This window comes from Tepidicaulis sp., from assembly GCF_965222285.1.
GTDB lineage: Bacteria > Pseudomonadota > Alphaproteobacteria > Parvibaculales > Parvibaculaceae > Tepidicaulis.
In genome coordinates this window covers 443,476-468,563 of the sequence record NZ_OZ244942.1, presented here as the reverse complement: position 1 = coordinate 468,563, position 25,088 = coordinate 443,476, and the positions used below count along the sequence as shown (strand labels likewise).

The following is a 25,088-nucleotide window of genomic DNA, read 5'->3' as shown; positions in this document are numbered from 1 at the left end:
GATGTTTGATCCTCTCCTTACCCGCTCCCGCCATAGGTGCGGGCAATATCCCGGTAAACGGCTTCGGCAAGCCCGATGCCGCCATTTTCCGCCACGCTTTCCCCGTAAGACTGCATGAGGAAGGTGCGGTAGGTTTCTTCCGCATGGCCGCCGCCGAAAAGCCCGTCGCTTTTGATGCCGGAGAACATGTGGGTGAACATTTCAGAGAGCATGAGCGCTTCGAATTCCTTCGCCGCTTTCCAGACAGGGTCGGCCGGGTCGTGCCCCGTACCGGTCAGCACCCGCGCGCGGGGCGCCTCGCTCGTGAGGGAGGCCGTCAGCGAAGGCGACGGTGCGCTTTTTCTGTAGCGCTGCGATCCGGCGAACGTCTCCAGCGGCGGGGGCAAAGCTTTTTCCGCGCGCCGCTCCAAAAAGGGGCGCTCCAGAAGCTCGGCAAAACCGCCGGGCGGGACCGGCCCTGTGGGAGGCAGGATACTCATCAGATCACCTCGATTTCCGCCTGCAGCGCGCCGCTCGCCTTGATCGCCTGCAGGATCGAGATCACATCGCCCGGCGACATGCCGAGCCGGTTGAGGCCGGATACAAGCGACTCCAGCGTCGTCGTGCCGCCGACAACTTCGAACCCCTTCTTGCCTTCCTCGATCTCGATATCGGTGCGCGGCACGACCGCCGTCTCGCCTACTTCGGCGAACGGCGAGGGCTGGGAGACCTGGGGCGTTTCGGTGACGCGCACGGTCAGATTGCCATGGGTGATCGCGACTTTACTGATATGCACATCGGCGCCGATCACGATCGTGCCGGATTTTTCGTCGATCACGACCTTGGCGACCGCATCCGGGCGCACATCAAGCCCTTCGATATCGTAAATGAACCGGGCAACCTGGCCGCGATAGTTAGCCGGCACACGGATTTCCACATTGTTGAGATCGAGCGGATCGGCAAGCGGTGCGCCGAAACGGCGGTTCACCGTATCGGCAATGCGGATCGCCGTCGTAAAGTCGGGATTGCGCAGGTTAAGGCGGACGATCTCAAGCTGATCGAGCTGCTCGGGCAGTTCCCGCTCGACGATCGCACCATTCGTAATGCGCGCGCGCGTGGGAATGCCTTTCGTGACGGATTGCGCATCGCCGTCCGCGCTATAGCCTGAAATGGCGACGGGGCCCTGAGCCACCGCGTAAACATTACCGTCCGCGCCCATGAGCGGGGTAACGAGCAGCGCGCCGCCCGCAAGGCTTGTCGCATCGCCCAGGGTGGAGACCGACACGTCGATCAAAGCGCCCTGGCGGGAGAAAGGCGGCAGCTCGGCCGTCACCATGACGGCGGCCACATTCTTCGTCTTCAGTTCCTCATCGCGCACATTGACGCCCATGCGCTTCAGCATGCTTGTCAGGCTTTGCTCGGTGAAGGGAATGTTGCGCAGCCTGTCCCCCGACCCGTTGAGCCCGACCACCAAGCCGTAGCCGACCAGCATGTTCTTGCGCACGCCTTCAACGCGCACAATATCCTTGATCCGGCTGGCAACCGCCTCGCCCAGGCCGGCGCCTGTCAGCGCCATGCCCAAAAAGGCCAGAAGCGCGAGACGGGCGAGAGGGGATTTCTTTTTCATTGCTCACAACCGCAAAAGTGTCGTTGAGCCTCACGCTAGGCGGCGCTGTTTAAACTGGCTTAAAAAGACGGGTCTCTTTGCGCTATAGCGCTGCGTTCTTGCAAGATTTCAAAAAAGAATTTTCATAAGAGTTGAAAGAAGTTTTCGAACAAAGTCTGTCGAAATCATGCGGAACGTGAAAAACATATGAAGTTTTGAAATCTAAGACGAAATGCAACGAATGAATTAAGCAGCCCTTTACAGGCGGTGCCCCTTATTAGTCACGAAACAGTGAGTCAACACTGCGGAGTTTTCCTTAGGCAGGGATCCCAGAAACGGGAAAAGGCAACAAGGATTTCGCATCACTATCGAGGGCACAATGGGCAACAAGCGTAAGAAGACGAACCTGGCACTTCTAGAAAAGAATGCCGGCGTTGCAGCCGCGCTGCAGCGTGTTTTCGCCAAAGAGCGGGCCGAGCTTTCCATCGTGGAAGAATATGGGGTCGATGACATTACCGACGCCTTCGCCGCGGACCTGAACAATTTCCAGGGCGCACTGATCGGCGAGAGCGAAGAAATGGAAGAGAAAATCCGGCTGCTGCGCAAACTGGGCTGCGATGTGCCGGTTGTAGCGCTAATCGACAATAAGAACAGCGCGCTTTCCATCGCGCTTTTGAACGCCGGGGCGGACGATGTGATGGTCAAGCCGGTGAACGCAGGCGAGGTGATCGAGCGTATCCATGCCGTCATCCGCCGGGCCCACGGCCACCCCACCACTTCGATCGAGATCGGGGAAATCACCGCCTATCTCGACGGGCGGGATCCGGAAATCCGGGGCGAACGGGTCAAGCTCAGCCACCGCGAACACACGATCTTCACCCAGCTTGCTCTGCGCGTCGGCCGCGTAGTGGCCAAAGAAACGATTTACGACGCCGTTTACGGGATGCGGGACACGCAGCCCTTCGACAAGGTGGTGGATGTCTATATCTGCAAGCTGCGCAAGAAGCTTGCAAGCTATACGGATGGCGCTTCTTATATCGAGACGGTCTATGGGCGCGGCTATAAGCTCGAGGCGCCTGAGGAGATCGCGCTGGTCCGCCCCGCGCCCTCTCAAACCGAAGCGGTTGCCGCGAATTTCTGATCTCCCTTCAAGGTCAAAAAGAAAAGGCGCTGCTTCTCAGCAGCGCCTTTCTCTGTGTTTAGCCGGGCTCTTAAGAGTTCAGAGCGCGCCCTCATTGAGGCCGCGCTGCAGCTCCTCGATGAAATGCTTCGTCGCCTTTGCCGGCGACTGGCCGCCCTGCGGGCGCACTTCGCCGAAATAGCACTGCATTTCATTGCCGCGCCGTTCCACCTCGAAGAAAACCTCGTAGAAGGGCCCCGCCCAGACAAATTCGAGCCGCACCGCCGGCACCGTGTTCCAGTCGAGCTCGAACGTGCCCTTGCCGGAGAAATTCACATAAGCGCCATAGGGCGAGGAGGAGAGGCAATCCTTAACGATGTCCATCAGGATATCCTTGTAACCGTTGCGCAGCTCACCGACGAAATGAGCCAGGTCCACGGAAAAGATATCCTGCATCGCCTCTTCCATGACCGCGCTGAGAAGGCGCGACATCAGAACGTCATTTGCCGAATGCTGAGCCTCGTCGGGATAGACGCGCCGCTCCCCATCCGTGATCAGGGTCAAGGTGGGTCTGTTCCGGCCAAATCGCATGAAATCCCTCATTACTCTGCGGCCCCCTTAAAGCTGGCTGATATCCAGCCGCTCAAGACTGCGGCGCCGCGCAATTTCCCGCGTCACGTCCTGAGCTGCCGCTTTAGGCATCTGCGCCAGGATGGGCGCGGCTTCACGCTCCTTCATGGCCAGCACCACGGACACCACGATGGGTAGCTCCATGTCACCCAAAATACCGGCAGCCTCTACAGGTTTCATATTCCGGTACAGATTAACAAGCTGTTGAAGGTCCTGCTTCTCCGCCTCCGTTTGCTGCACGAGCAGGGTTTCAATTGCCCCTTGCAATGCGGTGAGACCGGCAAGCTGCTTTTGCAGGCGCCGCTCGGCCGCTTGGAGCCGGGAGAGACGGGATTCGATATCGGCGCTGGTTGCAGCGCAGTTTTCGGGCGAAAGGTCTGCGGCAGCACTCATCGCCCCCGCTTGCGCCTTCTCTGCCGAGGCCTCTACTGCCTCGCGCTTAAGGCTTTCTTCAGCATGTTGCGTGCTTTCAGCGGGTTGTTTCTGCCCATTATTCAAAAGATCGTTAGCCCAAGGGCGCGGGTGATCACCAAAGCCGTCTCCGGCCACCCCTTTGGCAAGTGCCGCGCTTTCATGCACCACGATTTCCATTTGCATGGGCAGCGCCAGAAACGCCGCCGTCAGCGCGATGGGCAAAATACGCATCAGGCATCCCCCGGAGCTTTGTAAAAGAGATCGAGCGCCTCATTCATCAGGCTCTTCTTGCTGGCGAAAGCGGGCTTCCAGCGCCGCACACCCTTTTCCCCCTCTTCATCATGCTGGCGGGCGCGAAAGCCCAGGGCCGGGCGCGGTTCCACCGCATGGAGCGGGCGGGGGGGCGCCTCTTGCACCTGATCGGCGCGCACAGGCGCGTCCTTTGCTTTATTCTCAGGGCGGCGGGCGACTTCTTCTTCAAAAGCTTTAAGAAGATCGGTCAAACCTTCGATGCTTTCATCCTGCGCCGGGCTTCTTTGCGCGGCCGGGTGCAGCGCATTGGCCGCGGTAAGGCGCAGCTCGATGGCCTTTGCTTCTTTCAGCGTCGTCTCGATCTTGCCGTTCAGCGCATGGGCATGCGAGACAATTTCTTCGAGCTGGCGGGCGGTCGCCACAGCGTCCGATTTCAGCGTGCTCAAGCTTTCGGTCATATCGCCGGTGATCTTGGCGAATTTCTCGATCATCGGGCCGATATTGTCCTGCCCGCTGCGCAACAGGCGCAGGCGCTGATTGACGAAATACATATAGGTCGTGCAGGCCAGCAATGCGCAAAGAAGCGCGATATTAATCAGATAAGAGAGCATCGATGAACTCCTGCTCCAGATTGGTTGCTTCTTCGACTTTGATGGCGAGCGAGCCGCCGGATTGCCCCATTTCCCCCTCATAAAGCGGCACGCCATTGCACATGAGACGGGCCGCGGGCTTGCGGACGGAAATGGGCAGGGAAATCGTCATGCCGGGCTTCCAGCCCGCCACTTCGCCGAGCGTCACGATGCGCTCATGCAGGACACCGGTAATGGCAAGCTCCGTGCGCTGCACCTCGCTATGGAAATGGCGCTCCCAGGCGGGGTCCCGGCCGAATTTCTCGCTGGTAAACATTTGCACCAGTTTTTTGCGTACCGGCTCCAGCGTCACATAAGGCAGCGCGATGCGCACCTTGCCGCCGCCGCATTCAAAATCCACCTGCAGATCGATCATGACCGTGGGATTGCTTTCCCGGCAGATGACGACGAATTCCTGATTGACCTCCAGCCGCTCGCTTTTGAAGCTGACTTTCGAGATGGGCTCGAACGCGCTTGCCAGATTATCGGCCACGAGATCAAGCACCCGCCCCGCAAGACGCCGCTCGATGGAGGTATAGGAACGGCTCGGATCGAACATGCGCGCCGATTTCGGACTACCGAGCAGCACATCCACAAACGCATAGACCATGTCGGAATCGGCAGTGATGAGCAGCTTGTTGTCCCAGGGCTCGGCCACCGCGACATTGATGAGCGAGCGCTCGGGCAGCGACTGCAGCACATCGCCGAACCGGTGAATGGAATAATCGGCGACATTGATGCGCGCCCCGTGGGAAGTGAATTGCCTGAGGCCCGTCGTCAGAAGGCGCACCAGCCGGTCGACGATCACATCCATCATCGGCAGGCGCTCATGCAGGCCCGCCGAATCCGTCAATTTGCTCAGCGCTTCGGAGGCCGCCTGACGGCGCCCGCCCATAACGGCACCGGCCAGATCGCCCTCTTCGGCGCGGCCCGCCCAGGCCGCTTCATTCGGGCTGTGAGGGGAAGTGGTCTCGTCCATCGGCAACCTCTTACTTGCTTAATGCTTCGCCGAAGCGCCGCTGAAAGGGTCGGCGACAATATCCGTCAGCGTCACGCCGAAACGGTCTTCATCGACCACCACCACTTCGCCCCGGGCAATGACCCGGTCATTGATCATGATGGCAACAGGCTCGCCCACCTTGTGATCAAGCTCGACAATGGCGCCGCGCCCGAGCTTCAGAAGGCTGGCGACGGGCATGGTGGCAGCGCCGAGTACGACCTGCATTTTCACCGGCACGCCCATAACGACGGCAAGGTTCTGTTCCACCGTACGACGGGAGGCGGTTTCCGGCTCATCGAGTTCGCCGCGCGGGAAAACGGCGGCGCTGGCATCGAACTCCGCCTCACGCGTCTGGCGCATCTGGGACGGCTGGGGCTTTTGCGCCGCCGCCGGAGAGGCCGCTTCGGCGCCTTCCTCGATTTCCGCACCGGTGCCGGAAATGATGGGGGTATCCTTGTCGCTCATCACGCGTCTCCTTCTTCACGCATTTCCATTGTCTGATATGTCTCTTGGGAAGCCGGACCCTCTTCGGGGGTAAGCAGCGCCAAAACCGCTTCGGGATCGAAGCGGACGCCGCCATGGGTCCAGCGGATATCGATGCCGCCCGCAGGCAGTGCCTCTTCGGCCTGCACCAGAACTTCCACGCCAGGCGGCACTTCAACGGAGGTAAGCAATGCCTCGATGGAGGATGCCGCGCCCGCATGGACACCGATCAACAATTGCCGGCTGTCACCGAGCTGCAAAAAAGCTTCCTGCAGCAAAGCCTCGCAGCGCGCGGCCAAGGTTTCTTCCATGAAGCGGGGGGCAAGCTGGCCCAAAAACGCTTTCACGGCGCCGAGCGCTTCTTTTTCAAGGCGGCAAGTTTCTTCATCGAGCATGCCGACGCCGCGGGTGATCTCGCTGAGAAGATTGAGCGTGACCTGACGCGCCTGGAGCGAGCTGTCCCGCTCGGCCAAGAGCCGGCCTTCCCGCGTGCCTTGGACCTTGCCTTCTTCGAAGGCATCGGCGCGGGCTGCGTCAAGCGTGCGGGTAAATTCCTCCCGCAGCCGGGCTTCGAGTTCCTCGGCCGTTTCCTCCGCCTCGACGACAGCGAGGCGGGCGGGCTTATCCAGCGGCTCGAAAGCATAAGGACGCGTTGCAGCCATGCCCATCACGCGCTCCTTTCTTCATAGACCCAGGCGCGCAGGATATTGACGGCCTCTTCGGGATATTCGTCGACGATCTCACCAAGCTTGGCGATGGAGCTTTCGCGCACTTTCCCTTCCACCGAGCGCAGCTGGATCATGTTTTCCATGAACTTGTCCGTACCGGTGCCGCCGGAAAGCTGGGCCTCGGCCTGGGCTCTGCGGTCTTCGAGCGCGCCGGCAACATTTTCAGCGCCGCCTTCAAAGGCAAGCGCTGCGGCGGCTTCACCCTCACCCGCTTCTTCCTCTTCCAGCGCTTCCAGCGCCGTTTTTCTGCGCTCGCGGTTCGTCTCCATGAGACGGGAGACGACGGGCTTGAGACCGAAGACTGTGAGCAGGCCGACAATGAGAAGCAGCACGAGCGACTGAATGACCGTGCCCAGGTTATGCATGACGACCTCGGTCAAGGTGGGCGTGCCCACCGGCTCGAGATCCTGCACCCGCTCGATGAATTTTACATTCTCCACGGTGACGACATCGCCGCGAGACGCATCGAAACCTGCCGCCGTGCGCACAATGGTGGCGATTTTTGCAAGATCTTCTTCAGAGCGCGGTTCATAAGTTTCCGCGCCGGAGGCATCCACACCGCGCACCCCATCCACCAGAATGGCGACATTGAGCCGCTCGACTTTACCCGCCTCGCTCACCCGCTCGCGGCGCACGGAGGAAATCTCGTAGTTGATCGTTTCTTCCACACGCTCCGTCGTCGAGGAAGAAGAGGACCCTGCGCCATTGCTGATTTCTTCTTCGGGTAGGTTCTGCGCGACAGAGACGGGCGGCTCGGTGCTGGTATCGGTCGCGTTTTCGTTTTCGGAGAAATTGCGGCGCGAGCGCTCCACCCGGCTATCTGGATCGAAGGTCTCCTCTGCAATAACCTCCCGGTCGAGATCGATATCCGCCGTCACCGCGACGCGAAAATTCCCCTGGCCGAGATAAGGCGTAAGGAGCCGGCGGATGGATTCGCTCATCCCCTCTTCCAGCTCCGCGCGGTATTCCGTACCTCGGGCGGCATTCGCGCTGCCTTCGCCTTCGGCGACCAGCACTTCGCCGGAACTGTCGAGGACCGTCACGTTTTTAAGCGCGAGCGCCGGCACCGCCGCGCTGACGAGGCGCTGAATGGCAAGCGCCTTTTCCCGCGCCATATGGGCCGCATCGCCCATGCGCACGAAGACGGACGCGCTCGGCGTTGCCGCCGCCCTGCTGAACGCATCGCGCTCGGGGAGAACAAGATGCACACGCGCGGCGAGCACCCCGTCCATGGTCTGAATGGTGCGCGCAAGCTCACCTTCCAGTGCGCGGGTTTTCGTCACCTGCTGCATGAAGGAGGTAAGACCCAGCGCGCCTGCATCATCGAAAAGCTCCCAGCCCGCGGAGCTGTTAGCGGGAAGCCCCCGCTCGGCAAGTGCCATGCGCGCTTTACGCGCCTCTTTCGGGGAGACGAGGACGGCGCCTGCATCTTCCTGCATGTCGAAATCGATACCGATTTCTTTCAACGCCTGTCCCACCCGCGCTGCTTCCGCCGGCGAGAGCTTGGAATAAAGAACGGTCATGGAGGACTGCGACATCATGATCGAAGCGGCAACGATGCCCACCACGATCAATGCGCCCACACCGCCCAGCATTATCAAGCGGCGTGTACCCAGTGCCTGAAGGTTTTCGAGAAGCGACTTCACTGCATCCCCATTCTTTAAAGATTCCGAATACGGCGAGAGCTACCGTGATTGCGTTGAGGCCCAAGCTATCGGGCAATGTTTTCAGCGTGATTTAAGTTTGCAGGCAGCAGGAAGCGGCGGGATGAACGAAGAAGTCGAAAGTGGAACGCAGAGCGCGGGAAAGAAAATTCTCGATCTGGTGCTCAAATATTCAGTGCCCCCGCTCTTCATTCTTTTCGGGCTGGCACTGGCTTTCACGGTCATGGTGTCCTCGGCCGTCGAAACCGATAAAACTGTCAGCGAATTTGCCGTTTCCTATTGGGAAATTCTGGCGCATGGCAAACCCGCCACGCCGGAGGAAATGGACCCCGCGCAGATTTTCGAAATCGGCCCCATCACCACGAATTTGCGCGAGACGGCGAAAGCCCGGTTCATCCAGATCGGCATCAGCCTGGAGACGCGCCGCAGCCATCTTGCCGACGTCAAACAAATGAAGGGTGATATCGAAGAAGCGCTCATTCTCTTTTTGAGAGGGCTTGATGGGCGCGACCTCGAGGGCAGCCACGCCGCCGCCCGTTTTAAAAATCAGATCGAGCGCCGTGTCGCGCTGGTCGATGAACAGGGAAAAATTTCACGTCTCGCCATTCACCATCTGGTGCTGCAATGAGCAGGCGGGCTTTTTTCCTCACAATCGGCGTTTTGGGCGCTTTCGTTCTGGCGGCAACCGGGCCTGCCAGCGCCGCCGATTTCGACATTGCCTCGCTTGCCGGCGGCGAGCGCAGCGGGCCGCTTACGGCGCGGATCATTCAATTTTTAGGCATTCTTACGGTTCTTTCCATCGCGCCCGGTCTCCTTATCATGGTGACTTGCTTCACGCGCATCGTGATCGTGCTTTCCTTCCTGCGCAGCGGCCTCGGGCTGCAGCAATCGCCGCCCAATATGGTGATCGTCAGCCTGGCACTTTTCATCACCGCTTATGTGATGGCGCCGACCTTCGACCAGGCCTGGCGCGATGGGCTCAATCCGCTTCTCAACGACCAGGTAACCGAAGAACAGGCGTTCGGGCGGATCGTCGAGCCCTTCCGCCAGTTCATGCAGCGCAATGTGCGCGAGAAAGATCTTGCCCTTTTTGATGGGCTCTCGGCGGTAATCTATGAAAAGTCCCGCCCCGCGGGCACAGAGGAAGACCGGGCAAGCGTGCTTCCCGCCCCTTCCGCCAATGAAGAGGCGGAAGAAGGGGAAGCCCGGGTGGACCTGCGCGTACTCGTTCCCGCCTTTCTCGTCTCGGAGCTGCGCCGGGCCTTCGAAATCGGCTTTCTGATCTTCCTGCCTTTCCTCGTCATCGACCTTGTGGTCGCCACGGTTCTGATGGCCATGGGCATGATGATGCTGCCGCCGGTGGTGATCTCGCTGCCATTCAAAGTGCTCTTTTTCGTCCTGATCGATGGCTGGTACCTGCTGACCTCCAGCCTCGTCAGATCATTCCTATAGGGGCGGCGATGGAGGGACTGCAGCTTTTCGCCCAGCATCAGGTCTTCCTTTTCATGCTGGTTTTCGCCCGTGCCGGCACGGCGGTGCTGCTGCTGCCCGGTTTCGGCGAGCGCATTATCCCGCCGCAGGTCCGCCTCGTCTTGGCTCTTGCCATCAGCTTCATCATTCTGCCGCTTGCCCCCGTCTCCCATATCGCCATGCCGCAAGATGCAGGTGCGCTGTTCGGTGCCATCGGCACGGAATTCCTGATCGGGGCCTTTATCGGCGCCTCGACACGGCTCATTTTCTCCGCTCTTCACATGGGCGGCCAACTGATCGGCCAGTCCATGGGGCTTTCCGCACTGGTGCCGGAAGCTGCCGCCGGTTTCGGCGGCTCGACGGCTACCACGAACCTGCTCGTCATGTGCGGCATGACGCTGATTTTCGTTGCCGATCTGCATGTTCTCATGATCGATGCGATTGCCGCTTCATACGGGCTTTTTGCGCCCGCGCGCCTGCCTGATCTTGCGCGGCTCTCGGAAGATTTCATCCATGTGATGAGCGAAGCGTTCGTTCTTGCGGTGAAATTCGCAAGCCCCTTTCTCATCATCGCCTTTCTTTTCAATCTCGGCCTCGGGCTTACCAACCGGCTGATGCAGTCTTTGCCCGTCTTCTTCGTCGGCATGCCGTTTTTGCTCGCGACGGGCTTTCTCGTTCTTTTCGCAACCGCTTCGGCCATCATGCTTTCCTTCGCAGACAGCATGAGCGCCTGGCTCAACAGCTTTGCCACCTGACATGTCCGATCAAACGCAAGACAAGTCCTCGCAAACCGAGGAACCGACAGAGAAAAAGCAGTCCGATGCCAAGCAAAAGGGCAATACACCCAATTCGCGCGAGGTGGGCACACTGCTGACGTTTCTGGCGGCTTTCACGCTGGTGGCGGGCGCAGGCTCCTGGGCCATGGCCGAGCTTGGCCATGCCATGGTTCCGCTGATCGACCGGCCGGACGAGCTCATTGCCGGGCCCACCGTTGGCGATCTGTCGCAGATGATCGGGAATTTCATTGCCGAAACGGCGCTGACGCTTCTGCCCGTCTTTCTGCTTTTCATGATGGCCGGCATTCTCGCCATGCTGGTGCAGGGCAATGCCCGCCTTGCCCCGGACCGCATTCAGCCGAAACTGGAACGCATCTCCCCCAAAAAAGGGGCGGAGCGCATTTTCGGCCGGGCGGCGCTGGTGGAATTCTCCTTCGGGCTCATCAAACTGACCCTGATCGGCTCCATCACCACGTTCGTGCTCTGGCCTGCCATCGCGCAGGCGGAATCCTTCGTCTTCAAGGATGTGACCTCCCTGCCTTCCATGATACGGGAATTCACCATGCGGCTTCTCGTGGCCGTCGCTTCCTCCATGACGCTGATCGCCGCCGTGGACATTCTTTGGCGCCGCTTCGACTGGCGGCGCAACCTGCGCATGTCGCATAAGGAAATCAAAGACGAGATGAAGCAGGTGGAAGGCGATCCCATGGTCAAGCGCCGCCTGCGCGAAATCCGCCAGAGCCGGGCGCGCCGGCGGATGCTGGAGGCGGTGCCGAACGCGTCTGTGGTGGTGATGAACCCGACCCACTATGCTGTCGCCTTGCGCTATGAGCGCGGCGTCGATGCGGTGCCGGTCTGTGTTGCCAAGGGGCTCGATCTCGTTGCGCTTAAAATCCGCGAGACAGCGGAAAAACACGGCGTGCCCGTGGTGGAAGAGCCCCCGCTTGCCCGCGCGCTCCACGCTTCCATGGAGGTCGGCCATCCGATCTCGAGCGAGTTCTACAAGGCGGTTGCCGAAATCATCTCCTATGTCCTCGGCCAGAAGACGCCGGCCCGCCGAAAGAACTGAGCCGTTCCACCCATCCCACAGAAAAGGCGGCGCCCGAAAGCGCCGCCTTTCTTTTGAGAAATGACCCGGCCGCTTAGGCGATCATGCGGCGGGGAGAGGATTTGCCCTGCTGGTTGAGAATGATCTCGCCGCGCGCTTCCAGCTCCTTGGCAAGACGCAGCACCCGGCTCTGGGCTTCGTCCACATCGCTCGCGCGGATCGCGCCCATCAATTCCAGCTCGCCCTTGACGATGGCGCGGGCACGCTCGGACATATTCTGGAAGACGATCTCGCGCGCTTCGTCCTTCAGGCCCTTCAGCGCCAGAATAAGCGTGTCGATCTCCACCGCCTGGACGATCACCTGGATGGAGCGGCCATCGAGTTTCAAAAGATCGTCGAAGGTGAACATCAGCGCCTTGATCGCATCGGCGGAGTCCGGCACTTCCTGCTCGATTTCGCCCATGATCTCCGGCAGGCGCGCACGGTCCACCTGGTTAAGAATGTCGGCGATGCGCATATGACTGTCATTGCCGAGCATGCGGGCATAATTGACCATGAATTCGGAATGGAGCGTCTCTTCGATGTCTTTGAGCACATCTTTTTGCACATAATCCATCTCGATCATCCGGCGCATGACATCGGCACGGAACTCGCTGGGCAGCGCCGCCACCACGCGGGCGGCGTGCGCAGAGCGGATTTTGGAAAGGATCACGGCTGCGGTTTGCGGATGCTCGCTCTGCAAATAGCTTGCAAGGATCTGCTCGTTCACCGTGGACAGTTTTTCCCACATGCTGCGCCCTGCCGCACCGCGAATGTCGCCCATGATCTCCATCACCCGCTCTTCGGGCAGGAACTGGGAGAGCATGCGCTCGGTGCTGTCATAGGTACCCACGACACTGGCGCTATTGACGAAATAGTCCGTGAAGTCCCGCAAGAGATGCTCGCAGACCGTCGAGGTAATGCTGCCGAGCTGCGCCATGGAGCGCGAGACCATGCGGATCTCGTCTTCATCGAGCTGTTCCATCAGCTTGGCGCCGCGGTCCTTGCCCAGCGCGAAGAGAATGACGGCGGCCCGTTCCGGTCCCGTCAGGCTGGTGACGTCTTCTCTCAGGCGAATTTGCTTTTCCATGGGTCTTTCCCGTCGGGTTGATCAGTTCTACGTCAAAATTCAGTCGCCGTGCCCATCATCCGGGCGGGGCGCTGGAAGGTTTTCCGTCATCTCGTAACGGAAAAGCGGCGTGGCGATTTCGGAGAGGGCAAGCAGCACCGGCACATTGATCTGCATGTCGCCGGCCATATCCTCCAGCAGCAGCGCAAGGTCGGTATCGGCGGAAACCTGCCGCCCGCTTTCCCGCGCCAGCGCAACGATTTCATCGGCAAGGCTCAGTGCATCGTTTTCCGGTTTCTCCTTCATGCCGCCCCCGCTCATATCTGCGCCACTACTTTGACCGGCGCCTTGCGGTGCAGTTCGGCATGGCTGATCACCGGCGTCGCCGCGCTCACCCGCTCAAGCAGGGACCGGACAAAGGTGCGGATTTCCTGGCCGACGAGAATGGCGAAAGGATCGCCCGCGCCGATCTGCTGCTGAATGGCGGGCCGGGCGGCCAGCACGAAGTCATGCACCATGGAAGGCGGCATGGTGAAGACGCGGTCCTCGCCCTGCTGCTCGATATGGTCCATGAAAGCCTGCTCCCATTTCGGCTGCAGCGTGACGGCGCGCAGGAAGCCGTCGTTCCCGGCAAGCGTCTGGCAAATCTGCTGAGCAAGGCGGGCGCGCACATGCTCGACGATGAGCCCGACATTGCGCGAATGGGGTGCCGCTTCCGCCACCGCTTCCAGAATAAGCGGCAGATTGCGGATCGAGACCTGTTCGGCCAGCAGGCTTTGCAGCACGTTTTGCAGCGCCGCCATGGTGACCTGCGCCGGCACGAGATCGGCGATGAGTTTTTGATAGTCCCCATCGAGCCCATCCAGGAGCTTCTGCAGCGCTGCATAAGTCAGAAGCGAGCTCAGATTATCTTTGATGACTTCGGTCAGGTGCGTGATGACAACACTTTCCTCATCCACCACCGTATAACCCTTGCTTTCCGCCCGCTCGGCCATGGAGCGGGAAATCCAGCGGGCCGGCAGGCCGAATGTTGGCTCTCGCGTTTCCTGGCCTTCGATGGGCTCGGCGGAACCGCTCGGGTCGATGGCGAGCATATATTTCGGCCAGACCTCGCCCTTGCCGACAATCACGCCCTGCACAGAAATCTCATAGGCTTTAGGCTCCAGAAAGCCGCTATCTTTCACGCGGATCTTTGGCAGGTAGAACCCATACTGCTTGGCAAAGCGCCGGCGCAGGAGCGAGACCTTGGCGGTCAGCCCCGTATTCTCGCCGACAATCAGCGGGACGAGCTGGCTGCCGACTTCAAGCTGAATATCCTCGATGCGCAAAAGCTCTTCGATGGGCGTTTCCTCGGAAACTTTGGGCTGCGCCGCGGCAAGTTCCTCGCGCTGGCGCTCGCGTTCCTTCTCTTCGAAAAGCCGGGGCAACCACCAGGCGATGCCGCCGAAGAAGCCGCCGAGCAGCAGGAAGGGGAAGAACGGCATGCCCGGCGTGATGGCGAGCAGCCCCATCAGGATCGCGGCAAGCAGCAAAGCTTTCGGGTAAGCACCGAGCTGGCGGAGTAAAGCCTGATCGGCCGAGCCTTGGTTGCCGCCTTTGGTAACAAGAAGACCGGCGGCGAGCGAGACGATGAGCGCCGGGATCTGCGAGACAAGCCCGTCCCCCACGGAAAGGATCGAATAGACGTGGGCTGCTTCGGAGAAGCTGAGGTCTTTTTGCGCAACGCCGATCAGAATGCCGCCGACGAGATTGATGAAGGTGATGATGAGACCGGCAATGGCATCGCCGCGCACGAATTTCGAGGCCCCGTCCATAGACCCGAAGAACGAACTTTCCTGTTCCAGCTCCGAGCGGCGCTGCTGGGCCTGCTTGTCGTCAATGAGCCCGGCGGAAAGATCGGCATCGATGGCCATCTGCTTGCCGGGAATGGCATCAAGGGTAAAGCGGGCCGCAACCTCGGCAACACGGGTCGCGCCCTTCGTGATCACGAGGAAGTTCACCGTCACGAGAATGGCGAAGACGATCATCCCGATGACGAAATTCCCGCCGATGACGAAATGCGAGAAGCCGGAAATCACATGCCCTGCCGCCGTCGGTCCCTCATGCCCTTCGGAAAGAATGAGCCGCGTCGAGGCGATGTTGAGGGAAAGGCGCAACATGGTTGCGACCAGCAAGATCGTCGGAAAGGAAGAAAAATCGAGCGGCTTATGGATCCAGAGCGCCACCATCAAGACCAGCACGGAAAAGGCAACGGAGATTGCAAGACCGATATCGAGCCCCCAGGAAGGGACCGGCAAAAAGAGGATGGTGAGCATGAAGATGATGCCCGCCGCAAACCAGATATCCCGGTGCTGCAATCCGCCGCGCGTGAACTGATCGAGGGCGGGGAATTTCTGGACGAATGTTTCGCTCACGAGCGCGCCTCTTTCATGATCGGTTCTTCAATGACGATGCCGCCGTCTTCTTCCATAGCTCTCAGATCGGCGAGAAGTTCGGGCGGCAGCTCATGCTCAAATGCCGGTTCCGGCACCGGGGTAAGCTCCGCCGCCTCTTCTTCCGGCAACTCGCCCGCGCCGGCATGGCCGAGTAACTCGGCAAGTTCGGCAAAACTTTCTTCCAGCGAAGCGCGGCAATCGGCCTTTTGCGCCAGAAAGGCTTCGAGCGCCGGCTCAAGTTCGATCGCCCGGTCCACCAGCGGGTCGGCGCCGGCCTTATAGGCACCGAGCTGAATGAGCTCGCGCATTTCTTCAAAGGCAGCGAGATAGCGGCGCGCTTCGCGGCAGATCGCTTCTTCTTCGGGCGCATGGCAGGCAGGCAGCGCGCGCGAAACGCTTTTGAGAATGTCGATGGCGGGAAAGCGGCCGCGCTCGGCAATCGCCCGCTCCAGCACGATATGCCCGTCAAGGATCGAGCGGGCGGCATCGGCGATGGGATCGTTGTGATCGTCCCCTTCCGCAAGCACCGTGAAAATGCCGGTAATGTCGCCCTGGCCTTCCATGCCGGGGCCGGCCCGTTCCAGAAGCCGTGCCATTTCACTGAAGACGCTGGGCGGATAGCCTTTGGAGGCCGGAGGCTCGCCCGCCGTCAGGCCGATCTCGCGCTGGGCCATGGCAAAGCGGGTAATGGAATCGACCAGGCAGACGACCTGCATGCCCTGGTCGCGGAAGGTTTCTGCGACGGTCAGCGTCAGGTAAGTCGCCTGGCGGCGCATTTGCGGGCTTTCATCGGAGGTGGAGACCACCATGACCGCGCGCTTCAGCCCCTCGGCGCCCAATGTTTCCTGCAGGAATTCCTGCACCTCGCGCCCGCGCTCGCCAATGAGGCCGATAACGGCGACGTCCGCGCCGCCGCCCCGGGCCAGCATGGAAAGCAGGGTGGATTTGCCGACACCGGAACCGGAGAAAACGCCGATGCGCTGACCCCGGCACAGCGGCGCGAAGACATTGAGCGCACGCACACCCGTTTCAAGCTTCGGCCCGAGCCGCCGGCGGCCATAAGGCGAGGGCGGCACGCCGCGCAGGCGCCGGGCAATCTCGCCCTGCGGCAGCGGGCCTTTACCGTCCACCGGCTCGCCGAGCCCGTTCACCACCCGGCCGATCCAGCCCGGATGCGGCTTGACGCTTGCGCCCGTGCCTTGGGTTTCCACCCGGGCGCCAAGGGCAATGCCTTCTGCTGCCTCGAACGGCATGAGAAGGCTGCTTTCCCCATCAAAACCGATCACCTCGGAGGCGATGCGCCGCCCGTCCTGCGCCAGGATATCGCAGCGGTCGCCCGCCGAGAGCTTACGCTCCAGCCCGCGCACCCGCATCGTCTGGCCGCTGCAGGCCGTCACCGTGCCGCGGTAAACGGGCCCGGGAAGCTGCTCCAGCACTGTCTGAAATTGTTCGAGCCGCCGCATGATACCTGCCATTGCCAAAAAGAGAGCCGTTTCCGGCCTTAGGCAACGCTAAAGAGCGGCGTTTAAACGGGGGTATAAGTTCTGCGGCCTGAAAAGGGACACCTAAAACCGGGTGTCCATGCCGGGGCGCTCATAATGGGCGTCCTGGTATTGCTGCTGGTGCATGCGGTAAAGCGCTTCCATCAGCTCGCGGGGGATTTGCGTGCCTTCATAGGCGCTGCTCTCGGTCACGGAGGCGAGCTGAAGCGGCGCGACCTTGCCGGGTGCCGGCATAGCTTCCGGCTCCCTCACGCTTGCAGCCGGAGCCGGCGGCGGGGGTGCCGCAGCGAGATCGAGCCGGGCCTCCTCGGCGCCGGGCACAGGCCGGGCGCTTGCAATATCGATGGTGACGCGAGCTCTTTCTTCCGGCGCCTGCGCCCCGGCAACAGTTACCGGGGATTGCGGGCCTTCATCCTCACCCGTCAAAAAAGCCATGACATGGGCGCCCATATCCTTGCCCGTCACTTCCTCGATTACAGTGTCGACAATCGCGCCGATCACGCCGAGCGGGCCGCCCATAATGGCCGAGCCCAGAATTTTCATCGGTGCTTTGATCGTGTCTCCCGTCACTTCCCGATAAAGCGTGGAAATGCCCGGCAAATGCTGCAGCGGGTTGATGGCATCGAGAAAATCGCCGAAATCGAGATCGCCGCCGCCCTTTTGCACGGCGCCCGCCCGGTCCGCCTTCATCGGGCCGGGGCTCGCAAGCGTTGCGTGATACATGGGCGCGGGCATGAGCTCTCCTAAAATCCTGTGGCGACGCGCTCGAAAAGGTCGAACGCAAAACGGGAAAGCCCCTGATAGATGAAGGGCGCGGAAATCACGCCGACGGCCAGAATGGCGCCGATCTTGGGCACGAAGGTGAGCGTCATTTCCTGCACCTGGGTCAGCGCCTGCAAGAGCGCGATGACGATGCCTACCAGCATGCCCACCACCAGCATGGGCGAGGTGACGAGAAAAGCCGTCCACACCGCATCGCGGATCAGGTCAATGGCATCTGCTTCGTTCATGACTGCCCCAAACTTATCCGCCGTCAAACCGGCATGCGCATGATTTCCTGATAGGCGGAGACGAGCTTGTCGCGGATGGCGACAGCCGATTGCAGCGTTAGTTCCGCCGCCATCACGCCTTCGGCCACCTGCTGGGCGCTTGCCTTGCCGCTGATGCCGGCTGCCGACACGCTTTCCGCCTGGCGCAGCGTGCCCACGGACTGGGAAACCATGTTTTCCACAAAATTAGAAAACTCGGCCGCATCCGCCTTGCTCGGCTCTTTCACCTTGGCCGGGCCATTGGTTACGCCTGTGCCGAAGGTTTTTGCCTCTTCGTAGAGTTTTGCCGCCTGACCGACGAAACCGACAGCCGCCATGATCGTTCTCCTTAACCCCGGCGCATCAGATCGGTGGTCCGCATCACCATTTTGCGGGCCTGATCGATGATGTTGAGATTGGCTTCATAAGACCGCGTCGCCTCGCGCATATCGGCCATTTCGACCAGCGCGGAGACATTGGGTAGTTTCACATATCCATCCTCAGCCGCCGCCGGGTGGCTTGGGTCGTGGATGAGTTTGAAATCGGATTTATCGACGCCGATGGACTTCACCTGTACTTTGGACGCGCCGAGCGCCCGGTCGAGTTCGGCATCGAAGGTGATGGTCTTGCGCCGGTAAGGATCGCCGCCCGGCACCTGCGCCGTGGAATTGGCGTTGGCGACGTTTTCCGACACAACGCGCAGGCGCTGGCTTTGAGCTTTCAGGCCAGAGCTCGCGATCGACATGGCCGCGCTTAAAGGATCGAACATGAGATTATTCCCTTCCCTTACCGCGGCCCTGCGAGCGCCGTGCTCAGCATGTTGAAGCTGCTTTTATAGACGTTGGAGACCAGCGCATGAGAGGTGACGACTTCCGAGGCTTTCAGCATTTCCTGTTCCAGCGAGACGCTGTTGCCGGAGGGCACGATTTCCCAGGTCTTGGTTTTCGCATCGACTTTCAGATTGCCGCTTGCCGTGCTCGCAAGTTCCAAATGCCCCTTCCGGGTCTGAGCAAGGCGCACTTCCGCCGCGCTCAATTCCTGATCGAAGGGCTTGAGGTCGCGCGCCGCATAGCCCGGCGTGTTCGCATTGGCGACATTTTCCGCCACCAGCTGATGGCGCATCGCAAGATACGACATGCGGTCGCTGGCAAGACCGAAAAGCGAGATACCGAAAGGTTCCATCCGTCCGTCTCCTTTTGACTAAGTTCAGCCTAGAGGCGCGGCTTTAAACCCGGGTTTCGGTTTTACGCCCTTAAAGATAATTCATCAGCGACAGGCGGCTGAGACGCGCGGTGATGGAGAACGTCGCCTCGATCTGCGTCGTCGCATTGGAAAGACGCACCGCCGTTTCATACGGGTCTGCGCCTTCCAGCTCGTTGATCTGGCGGGTGGCGACATTCAAGGTGAGATCGTGGCGCGTCTGTGCCCGCTCGATGGCCTGTTCGGAAAGACCCAAGATGGCCTGGGTCTGCTCCAGAAGGCCGATGCCGCGCTGCACCTTGTCGAGCGCGCTTTCCAGCACCGTGCGGTATTCCACACTCGGCATGGAGGCAGGATCGATGGCGGCCAGCGCATAGGCGGCTTCCATGATCAGCCGGGCGCCCGGATCATCCGCCCGCGCACCGGCATTCACCGTCGTTTCCGCATCGATCCGCGCGGTCACGCCCTGGGTGTTGCCATTATAGAAGGTGGTGTTGAAACGGTAGGCAGCATTGGTATGCGTGCTGTCGAAAACGGTCGAAATACCATCGGGTCCGGTCAGAAGGTCGTTCAGCGTGGCCGCGTCCGTGACCGGCGGCTTGGCCGCAATTACGTCCTGAATGACTTGCATGGGCGCAAAGCCCGTCCCGCCATTCACCTGATCGTTGAGCTGCAATGCCTGCTGGTCGACCGCGGTGCCCGCGAAAATCGAGCGCCCGCCGAAGGATGTATTGAGCGCGCCTTCCAGATTGCCGATGAGATCGAGCGCAGCGTCCGGAATAAGCTCGATGGCGACCTCGCCGTGCAATGCCGCCACGATATTGGAAATGAACGAATTGGCATTGTCCCGCGCACCCGTCAGGCTCGCCTGGGTAATTTCAAGGCGTGAGGCCAGCGTCTTGTTGGAGGTGATGAAGCCTTCGGCCTCGCTGAAGGCCTCGCGCAGCAGAATGTCGCGGGAGGTCAAGGCGCCGAGATCGCCTGCCACATCACGCTTCTTGCCGGTCGCCTGCTCACCTTGCAGATGCAAAAGCTCGCGCTGCGTGTCGGCAACGCTTTTGCGGGCCTGCAGGGACATGGCGAGCGTGGATACGGAGCCGATATTCATCTTTTCTCTCCCGCTTAGAACGAGGCCAGCAGCTGATCGAGCATGCGGTTGGCGGCAGAGATGACCTGCGCGCTGGCGGCATAGCTGCGTTCGATGCTCAGCATTTTCTGCATTTCATCGTCGATATTGACCCCGTCCTTGCTGAGGCGCGAATTGGACAGGCTGTCAAAGGCAATGGTTTCCGACTTCGCATTATTCTGCGCCGTGCTGCGCAATGTGTGCGCGTCCGAGGAAGCATTTGAGGCGTAATTGAGCAGCGTCGCGGAGGTTTGAATGCCTGCCGCCGGATCGAAACCGAAGGTTTGCGTGAAGACCGAGCTGAAGGCCTGGATCTGTGTCGGATCGCCCGCCGCGCCTGGTACGGCCGCGTGCACCCCATCGCGGATACGTGAAGGATCGCCGCCCGCCAGCGGGTCAACCAGAGCATTGAGTCCTATGCGCCCGGCAAGACCCGGCGCATAGGCCAGCGGGTCGTGCGCCGCGCCCGCATCGGTAAAGAGGCCGGTATCGTTCGGCGCCACACCCGTTACCGTCGCATCCGCATTCTGAAAGGCGGCGGTGAGCTGACTTGCCAGTTCATCAACCTGGCGCTGAAAGCGCGGCATCAGCCGGTCGCGGATTTCAAAATGCGCGGCGAGTTTGCCGCCATCGAGCGCGCCTGGATAATTGCTGCCCGGTGCAATATCCACCCCGTCCACGGTCAGCCCGCTCAAAGCGGAGGGGCCGGGAGGCGGTGTATAGGCGGCATTCGGCGGGATAACCGGCGAGGCGGCGAAAGAAAGAGGATGCACTTCGCTATCGAGCAGCGTCACCCCGCCCCGTGTCAGGATTGTCACGCCATTATTGGAAGGCAGCACATTGATCGGGATTTCCTGCGACAGCTTATCGATCAACCTGTCGCGCTGATCGAGCAGATCACCAATATCGCCGTCACGCCCCCGGCCTTGAATTTCGAGATTCAGCCGGTGAATTTCACTCAGGTCCCGGTTGATATTGATCACCGTACCGGAAATCTGTGCATCGGCGTCTTCACGCAGCTGGCGGATGGCGCTGTCGGTGTTCTTGAAAACACCCGTCAGATCCCGCGCCTTGGCGGCAACGGCCTGCTGCAGTGCCACGTCTTCCGGATTCTCACCCAGAAGCGCCAGCTCGCGCTGAAACTCGCCCAGCGCCGAGGCGAGCGAGCGCTCGTCCTGCGGCTGGCCGACGAGATCGGTATAAAGGGAAAGCGCGGCGCTCAAGGTTTCCTGATAGCCGACACGGGAGGCGGCGGTGCGCACATCGCGGATGAGGAATTCGTCCACCGTCCGTGAGATGGAGAGCACCGAAACGCCCGCCCCGGAGCCGCCGACGACGAGACTGCCCAGCTCTACATCCTTGCGCACATAGCCTTCGGTCTGCGCGTTTGAGATGTTGCGGCTGACAATCGCCGCCTGGGTCTGGGTTGCGTTCAGCCCGCTCAAGGCGGATTGAATGGCCTGTGAAATACTCATCGTCTTTCCGTTTCCCCGCCTGAGTTTTTTTACTCAGGCAGCTTCCTCAAAATACGCCTAGCGTTTGAGCCTGCTCAGCTCCGTCAGCATTTCATCGCCCGCCTGGAAGATTTTGGCGTTCGAGGAATAGGCGCGCTGGGTTTGAATGAGTTCGGTCAGCTCTTCGGCGATATCGACGTTGGAAGCTTCCAGCGCATTGGCGATCACCTCGCCCGTCGGCCCGCTCAAGGCATCCCAGAGACGCACGGCACCCGAGGCCTGGGAAAGCTGGAAAACGTTGCCGTCTTCGGAGACGAGCCCGTCCGTATTGGGTACATCGGCGAGCGGGATCTGGTAGACCGGTGTGCGCTGACCGTTATTGAAGATCGCGAACATCGTACCGTCCTTGTCGATCTCCACTTTCTGGAGCTGGCCGATCTGCGAGCCGTCCGCGTTGATGCGGTTCGGCGCATAATCGCCGACGAACTGCACCACGCCGTTGAAACTGTCCACGGCGCCGAGTTTGAGGTCGATATTCTGCCCGTCCACGGTGGTAAGCGTCGCCGTGCCGTTCGCAAACGGCAGCGCCGTCGTGATGGTCTGCGGTGCCCCGGCCAGCGCGCCGGCATTGTGGAACGTGTAGTCGACGGAGCCGATATTCGTGCCGTCATAGTCGATGACGTTCAGCGTCCACTGGTTGGGCGTTGCGATATCCGGCTGCCATTCGAGCGTCAGGCGGCGGGACGCGCCGAGGGGATCGAAATAAGTCATGGAGGTTTCGACCGGCGCCGTGGGCGTGCCCGTGCCCGTCAATTGCTGGGGCAGGTTCGCGGCAAAGTCGATATTCGCCGTCGCCTGGCCGGCAAAACCGAGATTGGCGATATTCACGGTCTCCATATCGCCGAACGTATCGCGCGAGGGAGAGGGAATGACGGAAGTGCCGTCCGGGTTCAGTGCAAAGCCTTCCAGATAATAGCCCGCCCGGTTGACGAGATTGCCGTTCTTGTCGGGAATGAAGGAGCCTGCGCGGGTCAGCGAGAAAGTGCGGTTCGGATCGCCCGGATTTTTGGAGACCGTGAAGAAACCGCGCCCGCCGATCGCCATATCCGTGGCACTCGTCGAGGTGATGAGGCTGCCGGATTTACCGATTTCGGTGCGCACGGACGGCAGCACACCGCCTGCGGTATAATTCGTGCGGCTCGGCGACTGCGTGACCATGGTCGTAAACTCGACGCTGGCGCGCTTGTACCCTTCGGTACTGGAATTGGAAATATTGTCGGCGATCGCGCCGAATTTGATCGACTGCGCTTTCAACCCGGCAACGCCGGCGCGCATGGCACCCAAAAGGCTCATTGCAAGCTCCTGTTACTCTCGCAAGCATGCCCCGCCTTTTCTTGGGGACGCAGAGCCCTTCTTGGGATGCCGCGCCGTCTAACCGGCGCAGATTGACGCTAGAGCGCGATGTTTAAGCTGGGAATAAAAAATCGCGCCCTTCGCATTCATTTCGCCAGAACCAGAATGGAAATCCGGCGGTTACGCGGATCGAACGTATCTTCCTCGATGAGCGGGCGCCGGTCGCCATGCCCTTCGACACGCAGGACACGCTCGGGCGCCAGCCCGTTGAGAAGAAGCTGGCGGCGGGCGGCATTCGCCCGATCCGCAGAAAGTTCCCAGTTGGAATAGTTCCGCGTACCCTTGTAAGGCAATGCGTCCGTGTGACCGGTGATCATCAGCCCGTTCGGCACGTCTTCCAGCACTTCGGCCACGGCCTGCATGATCGCAGCCGTTTCCGCCGTCACATCCGAGGAACCGACCGCGAACATGGAAAATTTATTGTCATCCATGATCTGGATGCGCAGGCCCTCCTCCTCGATATTGAGGCGGATATTCTCATTGAGGCCCTTTTTCTCCATCAACTCGCGCAGGTTCTCCAGGAGCTTCTGCTTCAGCCCTTCCAGCTGCTCGCCCTGTTCCAGATGCGCCAGAAGTTCGCTTTCGCTGAGCGCGGCCTTGCCGGGCGCGCCCGCTTCCGGTCCATCGAAAGGTTCGATTTTCTGAGCTGACTTTTCGCCTTCATGCTCTTCGAAGGCCGCGGCATCGAGCTCGGCGGGCGCGCGCGCATCCTGATAAAGCTGCGCCATCTTTTCGCTCGGCTCGGCAAAGGGGTCGTTGAAGGCGGCAACGGCAACGGGCGCCGTCTCGCCGATTTTCATGGGCTCGGAGGGAAGCTGCGCGGTGAGCGGCGGCTCGTGCTGAGCAGCGGAATCTTTGAACGCGCTCACCCCGCGGCCTTCTTCCGCCCCTTGAGGACGTCGTTTTTCCGTGCCGATGGTGGAAACGGAGGGCGGTGCGGAAACCGGGTGCGGGCGCTCGCCTTCCCCGTTCGGCGCGGTCATCGAGCCTTCGGTATCGGCGGTGCGCCCCGCCATCAACCCGTCCGTGCCGGACGCGCCGGTCGCAACGGCCATGGGGTTGAAATAAGCGGAAATCCCGTCGCGCTGTTCTTCCGTCGTCGCGTTGACGAGCCACATCAGCAAAAAGAACGCCATCATCGCGGTGACGAAATCGGCATAAGCCAGTTTCCAGACGCCGCCATGGGCGCCTTCCAGCTCATGGTCGTGCCGCTTCACACGGACGATCACGACTTCCTGCGGGGTTTCTGCCATACGCGCCATTGCGGCCTCTTTTTCTTTCGACTGTGGGGCCTTACCAGGGCATCAGAATGTCGTAGACCTGCTGGCCATAGCGCGGCTGCTGCACGTCCGAGAGCATGCCGCGCCCGCCATAGGCAACGCGCGCCTCGGCCACGTCCTTGTATTCGATCTGGTTTTCCGCATCGATATCGATGGGCCGGATGACACCGGTGATGCGCAGATCGCGCATTTCGTAATTCACCAGCACTTCCTGCCGCCCGGCAATGGCCAGATTGCCGTTGGGCAGCACATCCGTCACCACGGCGGCAATGCGCAGATTGATCTGTTCGTTGCGGTTGATGTCACCGCGCCCGCGCGACAGACTGGAACTGCCGAGATCGACGCCCTGGTCGAAATCGAGTTCGCGGATTTTATCTTCCACCACCTGCTGCAGGCCGAGACCTGCATCGAGCGAGGCGTTTTCGGAATTTTCCCGCGAGCGCTCGGAGGAATTGCGCAGCTGCGCTTTGTCATCGATATCGATGAGCACGGTCACGATATCGCCGATCTTCTTGGCGCGCACATCGGCGAAAAATTCCCGCTCGCCCGTTTGCCAGAGCGAGGCGTAATTGCGCTTCTTCGTCATATCGCCGGGCATGGGAAAGGAAATCTGGCGCGGCGCGCCTTCTCCGTGCTCACCCACCACCATGGGAGAAAAGTCCGGTGCCTGACCCACGCGCTCCAGCCGCGAACAGCCGGCAGCAAGAAGAAGAGCACAGCAAATAATGAAGAGGCGGCGCATG

Annotated in this window: 28 protein-coding genes; 5 read left to right on the top strand and 23 right to left on the bottom strand. The window is 60.7% G+C overall.

The genetic code is table 11. From position 1 onward, the window contains the following. Positions 1 to 17 precede the first annotated feature (17 nt). Both ACOQOT_RS02145 and ACOQOT_RS02140 read right to left on the bottom strand, forming a co-directional pair. Positions 18 to 479, bottom strand: coding sequence for a rod-binding protein (locus ACOQOT_RS02145; RefSeq protein WP_420560739.1), 462 nt, complete (start codon positions 477 to 479; stop codon positions 18 to 20). Further along, on the bottom strand, positions 479 to 1,606 hold the full coding sequence (locus ACOQOT_RS02140; protein WP_420560738.1) for a flagellar basal body P-ring protein FlgI: 1,128 nt from the start codon (positions 1,604 to 1,606) through the stop codon (positions 479 to 481). Before ACOQOT_RS02140 ends, ACOQOT_RS02145 begins: the two co-directional genes overlap by 1 nt. A gap of 358 nt (positions 1,607 to 1,964) precedes the next feature. On the opposite strand from ACOQOT_RS02140, the gene ACOQOT_RS02135 reads away from it, so the two are divergent. After that, positions 1,965 to 2,726 carry a winged helix-turn-helix domain-containing protein gene (locus ACOQOT_RS02135; RefSeq protein WP_420560737.1) on the top strand — a complete coding sequence of 254 codons (762 nt, stop codon included), beginning with the start codon at positions 1,965 to 1,967 and terminating at the stop codon, positions 2,724 to 2,726. Between the two features lie 78 nt (positions 2,727 to 2,804). On the opposite strand, the gene ACOQOT_RS02130 is transcribed toward ACOQOT_RS02135, so the two are convergent. The 7 genes from ACOQOT_RS02130 to fliF form a co-directional block, all read right to left on the bottom strand. Then, the gene (locus ACOQOT_RS02130; RefSeq protein WP_420560736.1) at positions 2,805 to 3,269 is read right to left on the bottom strand and encodes a hypothetical protein; all 465 of its coding nucleotides are present in this window, start codon (positions 3,267 to 3,269) and stop codon (positions 2,805 to 2,807) included. Between the two features lie 54 nt (positions 3,270 to 3,323). Then, positions 3,324 to 3,980, bottom strand: coding sequence for a MotE family protein (locus tag ACOQOT_RS02125; RefSeq protein WP_420560735.1), 657 nt, complete (start codon positions 3,978 to 3,980; stop codon positions 3,324 to 3,326). Further along, positions 3,980 to 4,612 (bottom strand): hypothetical protein, encoded by a 633-nt coding sequence (locus tag ACOQOT_RS02120; protein ID WP_420560734.1) that lies wholly within the window; start codon positions 4,610 to 4,612, stop codon positions 3,980 to 3,982. The genes ACOQOT_RS02125 and ACOQOT_RS02120 overlap by 1 nt, the downstream gene beginning before the upstream one ends. Beyond that, a complete protein-coding gene (locus ACOQOT_RS02115; protein WP_420560733.1) occupies positions 4,593 to 5,609 on the bottom strand; it encodes a FliM/FliN family flagellar motor switch protein in 1,017 nt (338 codons plus the stop codon). Before ACOQOT_RS02115 ends, ACOQOT_RS02120 begins: the two co-directional genes overlap by 20 nt. An 18-nt stretch (positions 5,610 to 5,627) precedes the next feature. Next, positions 5,628 to 5,990, bottom strand: coding sequence for a flagellar motor switch protein FliN (gene fliN, locus ACOQOT_RS02110; protein ID WP_420561893.1), 363 nt, complete (start codon positions 5,988 to 5,990; stop codon positions 5,628 to 5,630). Positions 5,991 to 6,094: 104 nt separating this feature from the next. After that, positions 6,095 to 6,775, bottom strand: a complete 681-nt coding sequence (locus ACOQOT_RS02105; RefSeq protein ID WP_420560732.1) for a hypothetical protein — start codon at positions 6,773 to 6,775, stop codon at positions 6,095 to 6,097. Positions 6,776 to 6,780: 5 nt separating this feature from the next. Then, positions 6,781 to 8,487, bottom strand: coding sequence for a flagellar basal-body MS-ring/collar protein FliF (fliF, locus tag ACOQOT_RS02100; RefSeq protein WP_420560731.1), 1,707 nt, complete (start codon positions 8,485 to 8,487; stop codon positions 6,781 to 6,783). 121 nt (positions 8,488 to 8,608) lie between these two features. Between fliF and ACOQOT_RS02095 the strand changes: the two genes are divergently transcribed. Genes ACOQOT_RS02095 through flhB form a run of 4 tightly spaced genes read left to right on the top strand, consistent with a single transcriptional unit; the run spans position 8,609 to position 11,820 of the window. Then, complete coding sequence (locus ACOQOT_RS02095) at positions 8,609 to 9,133, top strand: flagellar basal body-associated FliL family protein (protein WP_420560730.1); 525 nt, start codon at positions 8,609 to 8,611, stop codon at positions 9,131 to 9,133. Next, entirely contained in the window at positions 9,130 to 9,957 is an 828-nt protein-coding gene (locus ACOQOT_RS02090; protein ID WP_420560729.1) for a flagellar type III secretion system pore protein FliP, read from the top strand. Before ACOQOT_RS02095 ends, ACOQOT_RS02090 begins: the two co-directional genes overlap by 4 nt. Before the next feature lie 8 nt (positions 9,958 to 9,965). Next, positions 9,966 to 10,730: a flagellar biosynthetic protein FliR gene (locus ACOQOT_RS02085; protein WP_420560728.1), complete on the top strand. Its 765-nt coding sequence runs from the start codon at positions 9,966 to 9,968 to the stop codon at positions 10,728 to 10,730. Position 10,731: 1 nt separating this feature from the next. Then, positions 10,732 to 11,820, top strand: a complete 1,089-nt coding sequence (gene flhB / locus ACOQOT_RS02080) for a flagellar biosynthesis protein FlhB (protein WP_420560727.1) — start codon at positions 10,732 to 10,734, stop codon at positions 11,818 to 11,820. Positions 11,821 to 11,893: 73 nt separating this feature from the next. Here the strand turns inward: flhB and fliG are convergent, their stop codons facing one another. The 14 genes from fliG to flgH all read right to left on the bottom strand — a co-directional run bounded on the left by fliG (position 11,894) and on the right by flgH (position 25,087). Beyond that, the gene (fliG, locus tag ACOQOT_RS02075; protein ID WP_420560726.1) at positions 11,894 to 12,928 is read right to left on the bottom strand and encodes a flagellar motor switch protein FliG; all 1,035 of its coding nucleotides are present in this window, start codon (positions 12,926 to 12,928) and stop codon (positions 11,894 to 11,896) included. 39 nt (positions 12,929 to 12,967) lie between these two features. Next, positions 12,968 to 13,213, bottom strand: a complete 246-nt coding sequence (locus tag ACOQOT_RS02070) for a hypothetical protein (RefSeq protein WP_420560725.1) — start codon at positions 13,211 to 13,213, stop codon at positions 12,968 to 12,970. A gap of 11 nt (positions 13,214 to 13,224) precedes the next feature. Continuing rightward, positions 13,225 to 15,321 carry a flagellar biosynthesis protein FlhA gene (flhA, locus tag ACOQOT_RS02065; protein WP_420560724.1) on the bottom strand — a complete coding sequence of 699 codons (2,097 nt, stop codon included), beginning with the start codon at positions 15,319 to 15,321 and terminating at the stop codon, positions 13,225 to 13,227. Continuing rightward, positions 15,318 to 16,805: a flagellar protein export ATPase FliI gene (fliI, locus tag ACOQOT_RS02060; RefSeq protein ID WP_420560723.1), complete on the bottom strand. Its 1,488-nt coding sequence runs from the start codon at positions 16,803 to 16,805 to the stop codon at positions 15,318 to 15,320. Before fliI ends, flhA begins: the two co-directional genes overlap by 4 nt. 102 nt (positions 16,806 to 16,907) lie before the next feature. Further along, positions 16,908 to 17,579 carry a hypothetical protein gene (locus ACOQOT_RS02055; RefSeq protein ID WP_420560722.1) on the bottom strand — a complete coding sequence of 224 codons (672 nt, stop codon included), beginning with the start codon at positions 17,577 to 17,579 and terminating at the stop codon, positions 16,908 to 16,910. Between the two features lie 8 nt (positions 17,580 to 17,587). Further along, positions 17,588 to 17,854 carry a flagellar biosynthesis protein FliQ gene (gene fliQ / locus ACOQOT_RS02050; RefSeq protein ID WP_045446005.1) on the bottom strand — a complete coding sequence of 89 codons (267 nt, stop codon included), beginning with the start codon at positions 17,852 to 17,854 and terminating at the stop codon, positions 17,588 to 17,590. 23 nt (positions 17,855 to 17,877) lie between these two features. Further along, positions 17,878 to 18,210, bottom strand: a complete 333-nt coding sequence (locus ACOQOT_RS02045) for a flagellar hook-basal body complex protein FliE (RefSeq protein ID WP_420560721.1) — start codon at positions 18,208 to 18,210, stop codon at positions 17,878 to 17,880. 11 nt (positions 18,211 to 18,221) lie between these two features. Continuing rightward, the gene (gene flgC, locus ACOQOT_RS02040; RefSeq protein WP_045446007.1) at positions 18,222 to 18,641 is read right to left on the bottom strand and encodes a flagellar basal body rod protein FlgC; all 420 of its coding nucleotides are present in this window, start codon (positions 18,639 to 18,641) and stop codon (positions 18,222 to 18,224) included. A 17-nt stretch (positions 18,642 to 18,658) separates the two neighbouring features. Further along, positions 18,659 to 19,054: a flagellar basal body rod protein FlgB gene (gene flgB, locus ACOQOT_RS02035; protein ID WP_420560720.1), complete on the bottom strand. Its 396-nt coding sequence runs from the start codon at positions 19,052 to 19,054 to the stop codon at positions 18,659 to 18,661. A gap of 70 nt (positions 19,055 to 19,124) precedes the next feature. Continuing rightward, complete coding sequence (locus ACOQOT_RS02030) at positions 19,125 to 20,180, bottom strand: flagellin (RefSeq protein WP_420560719.1); 1,056 nt, start codon at positions 20,178 to 20,180, stop codon at positions 19,125 to 19,127. A gap of 14 nt (positions 20,181 to 20,194) precedes the next feature. Next, positions 20,195 to 21,673 carry a flagellar hook-associated protein FlgK gene (gene flgK, locus ACOQOT_RS02025; protein WP_420560718.1) on the bottom strand — a complete coding sequence of 493 codons (1,479 nt, stop codon included), beginning with the start codon at positions 21,671 to 21,673 and terminating at the stop codon, positions 20,195 to 20,197. Between the two features lie 57 nt (positions 21,674 to 21,730). After that, complete coding sequence (locus ACOQOT_RS02020; RefSeq protein WP_420560717.1) at positions 21,731 to 23,005, bottom strand: flagellar hook protein FlgE; 1,275 nt, start codon at positions 23,003 to 23,005, stop codon at positions 21,731 to 21,733. Positions 23,006 to 23,151: 146 nt separating this feature from the next. Next, positions 23,152 to 24,327 (bottom strand): flagellar motor protein MotB, encoded by a 1,176-nt coding sequence (locus ACOQOT_RS02015; protein ID WP_420560716.1) that lies wholly within the window; start codon positions 24,325 to 24,327, stop codon positions 23,152 to 23,154. Positions 24,328 to 24,358: 31 nt separating this feature from the next. Beyond that, positions 24,359 to 25,087 carry a flagellar basal body L-ring protein FlgH gene (gene flgH, locus ACOQOT_RS02010; protein ID WP_420560715.1) on the bottom strand — a complete coding sequence of 243 codons (729 nt, stop codon included), beginning with the start codon at positions 25,085 to 25,087 and terminating at the stop codon, positions 24,359 to 24,361. Between the last annotated feature and the right edge of the window lies 1 nt (position 25,088).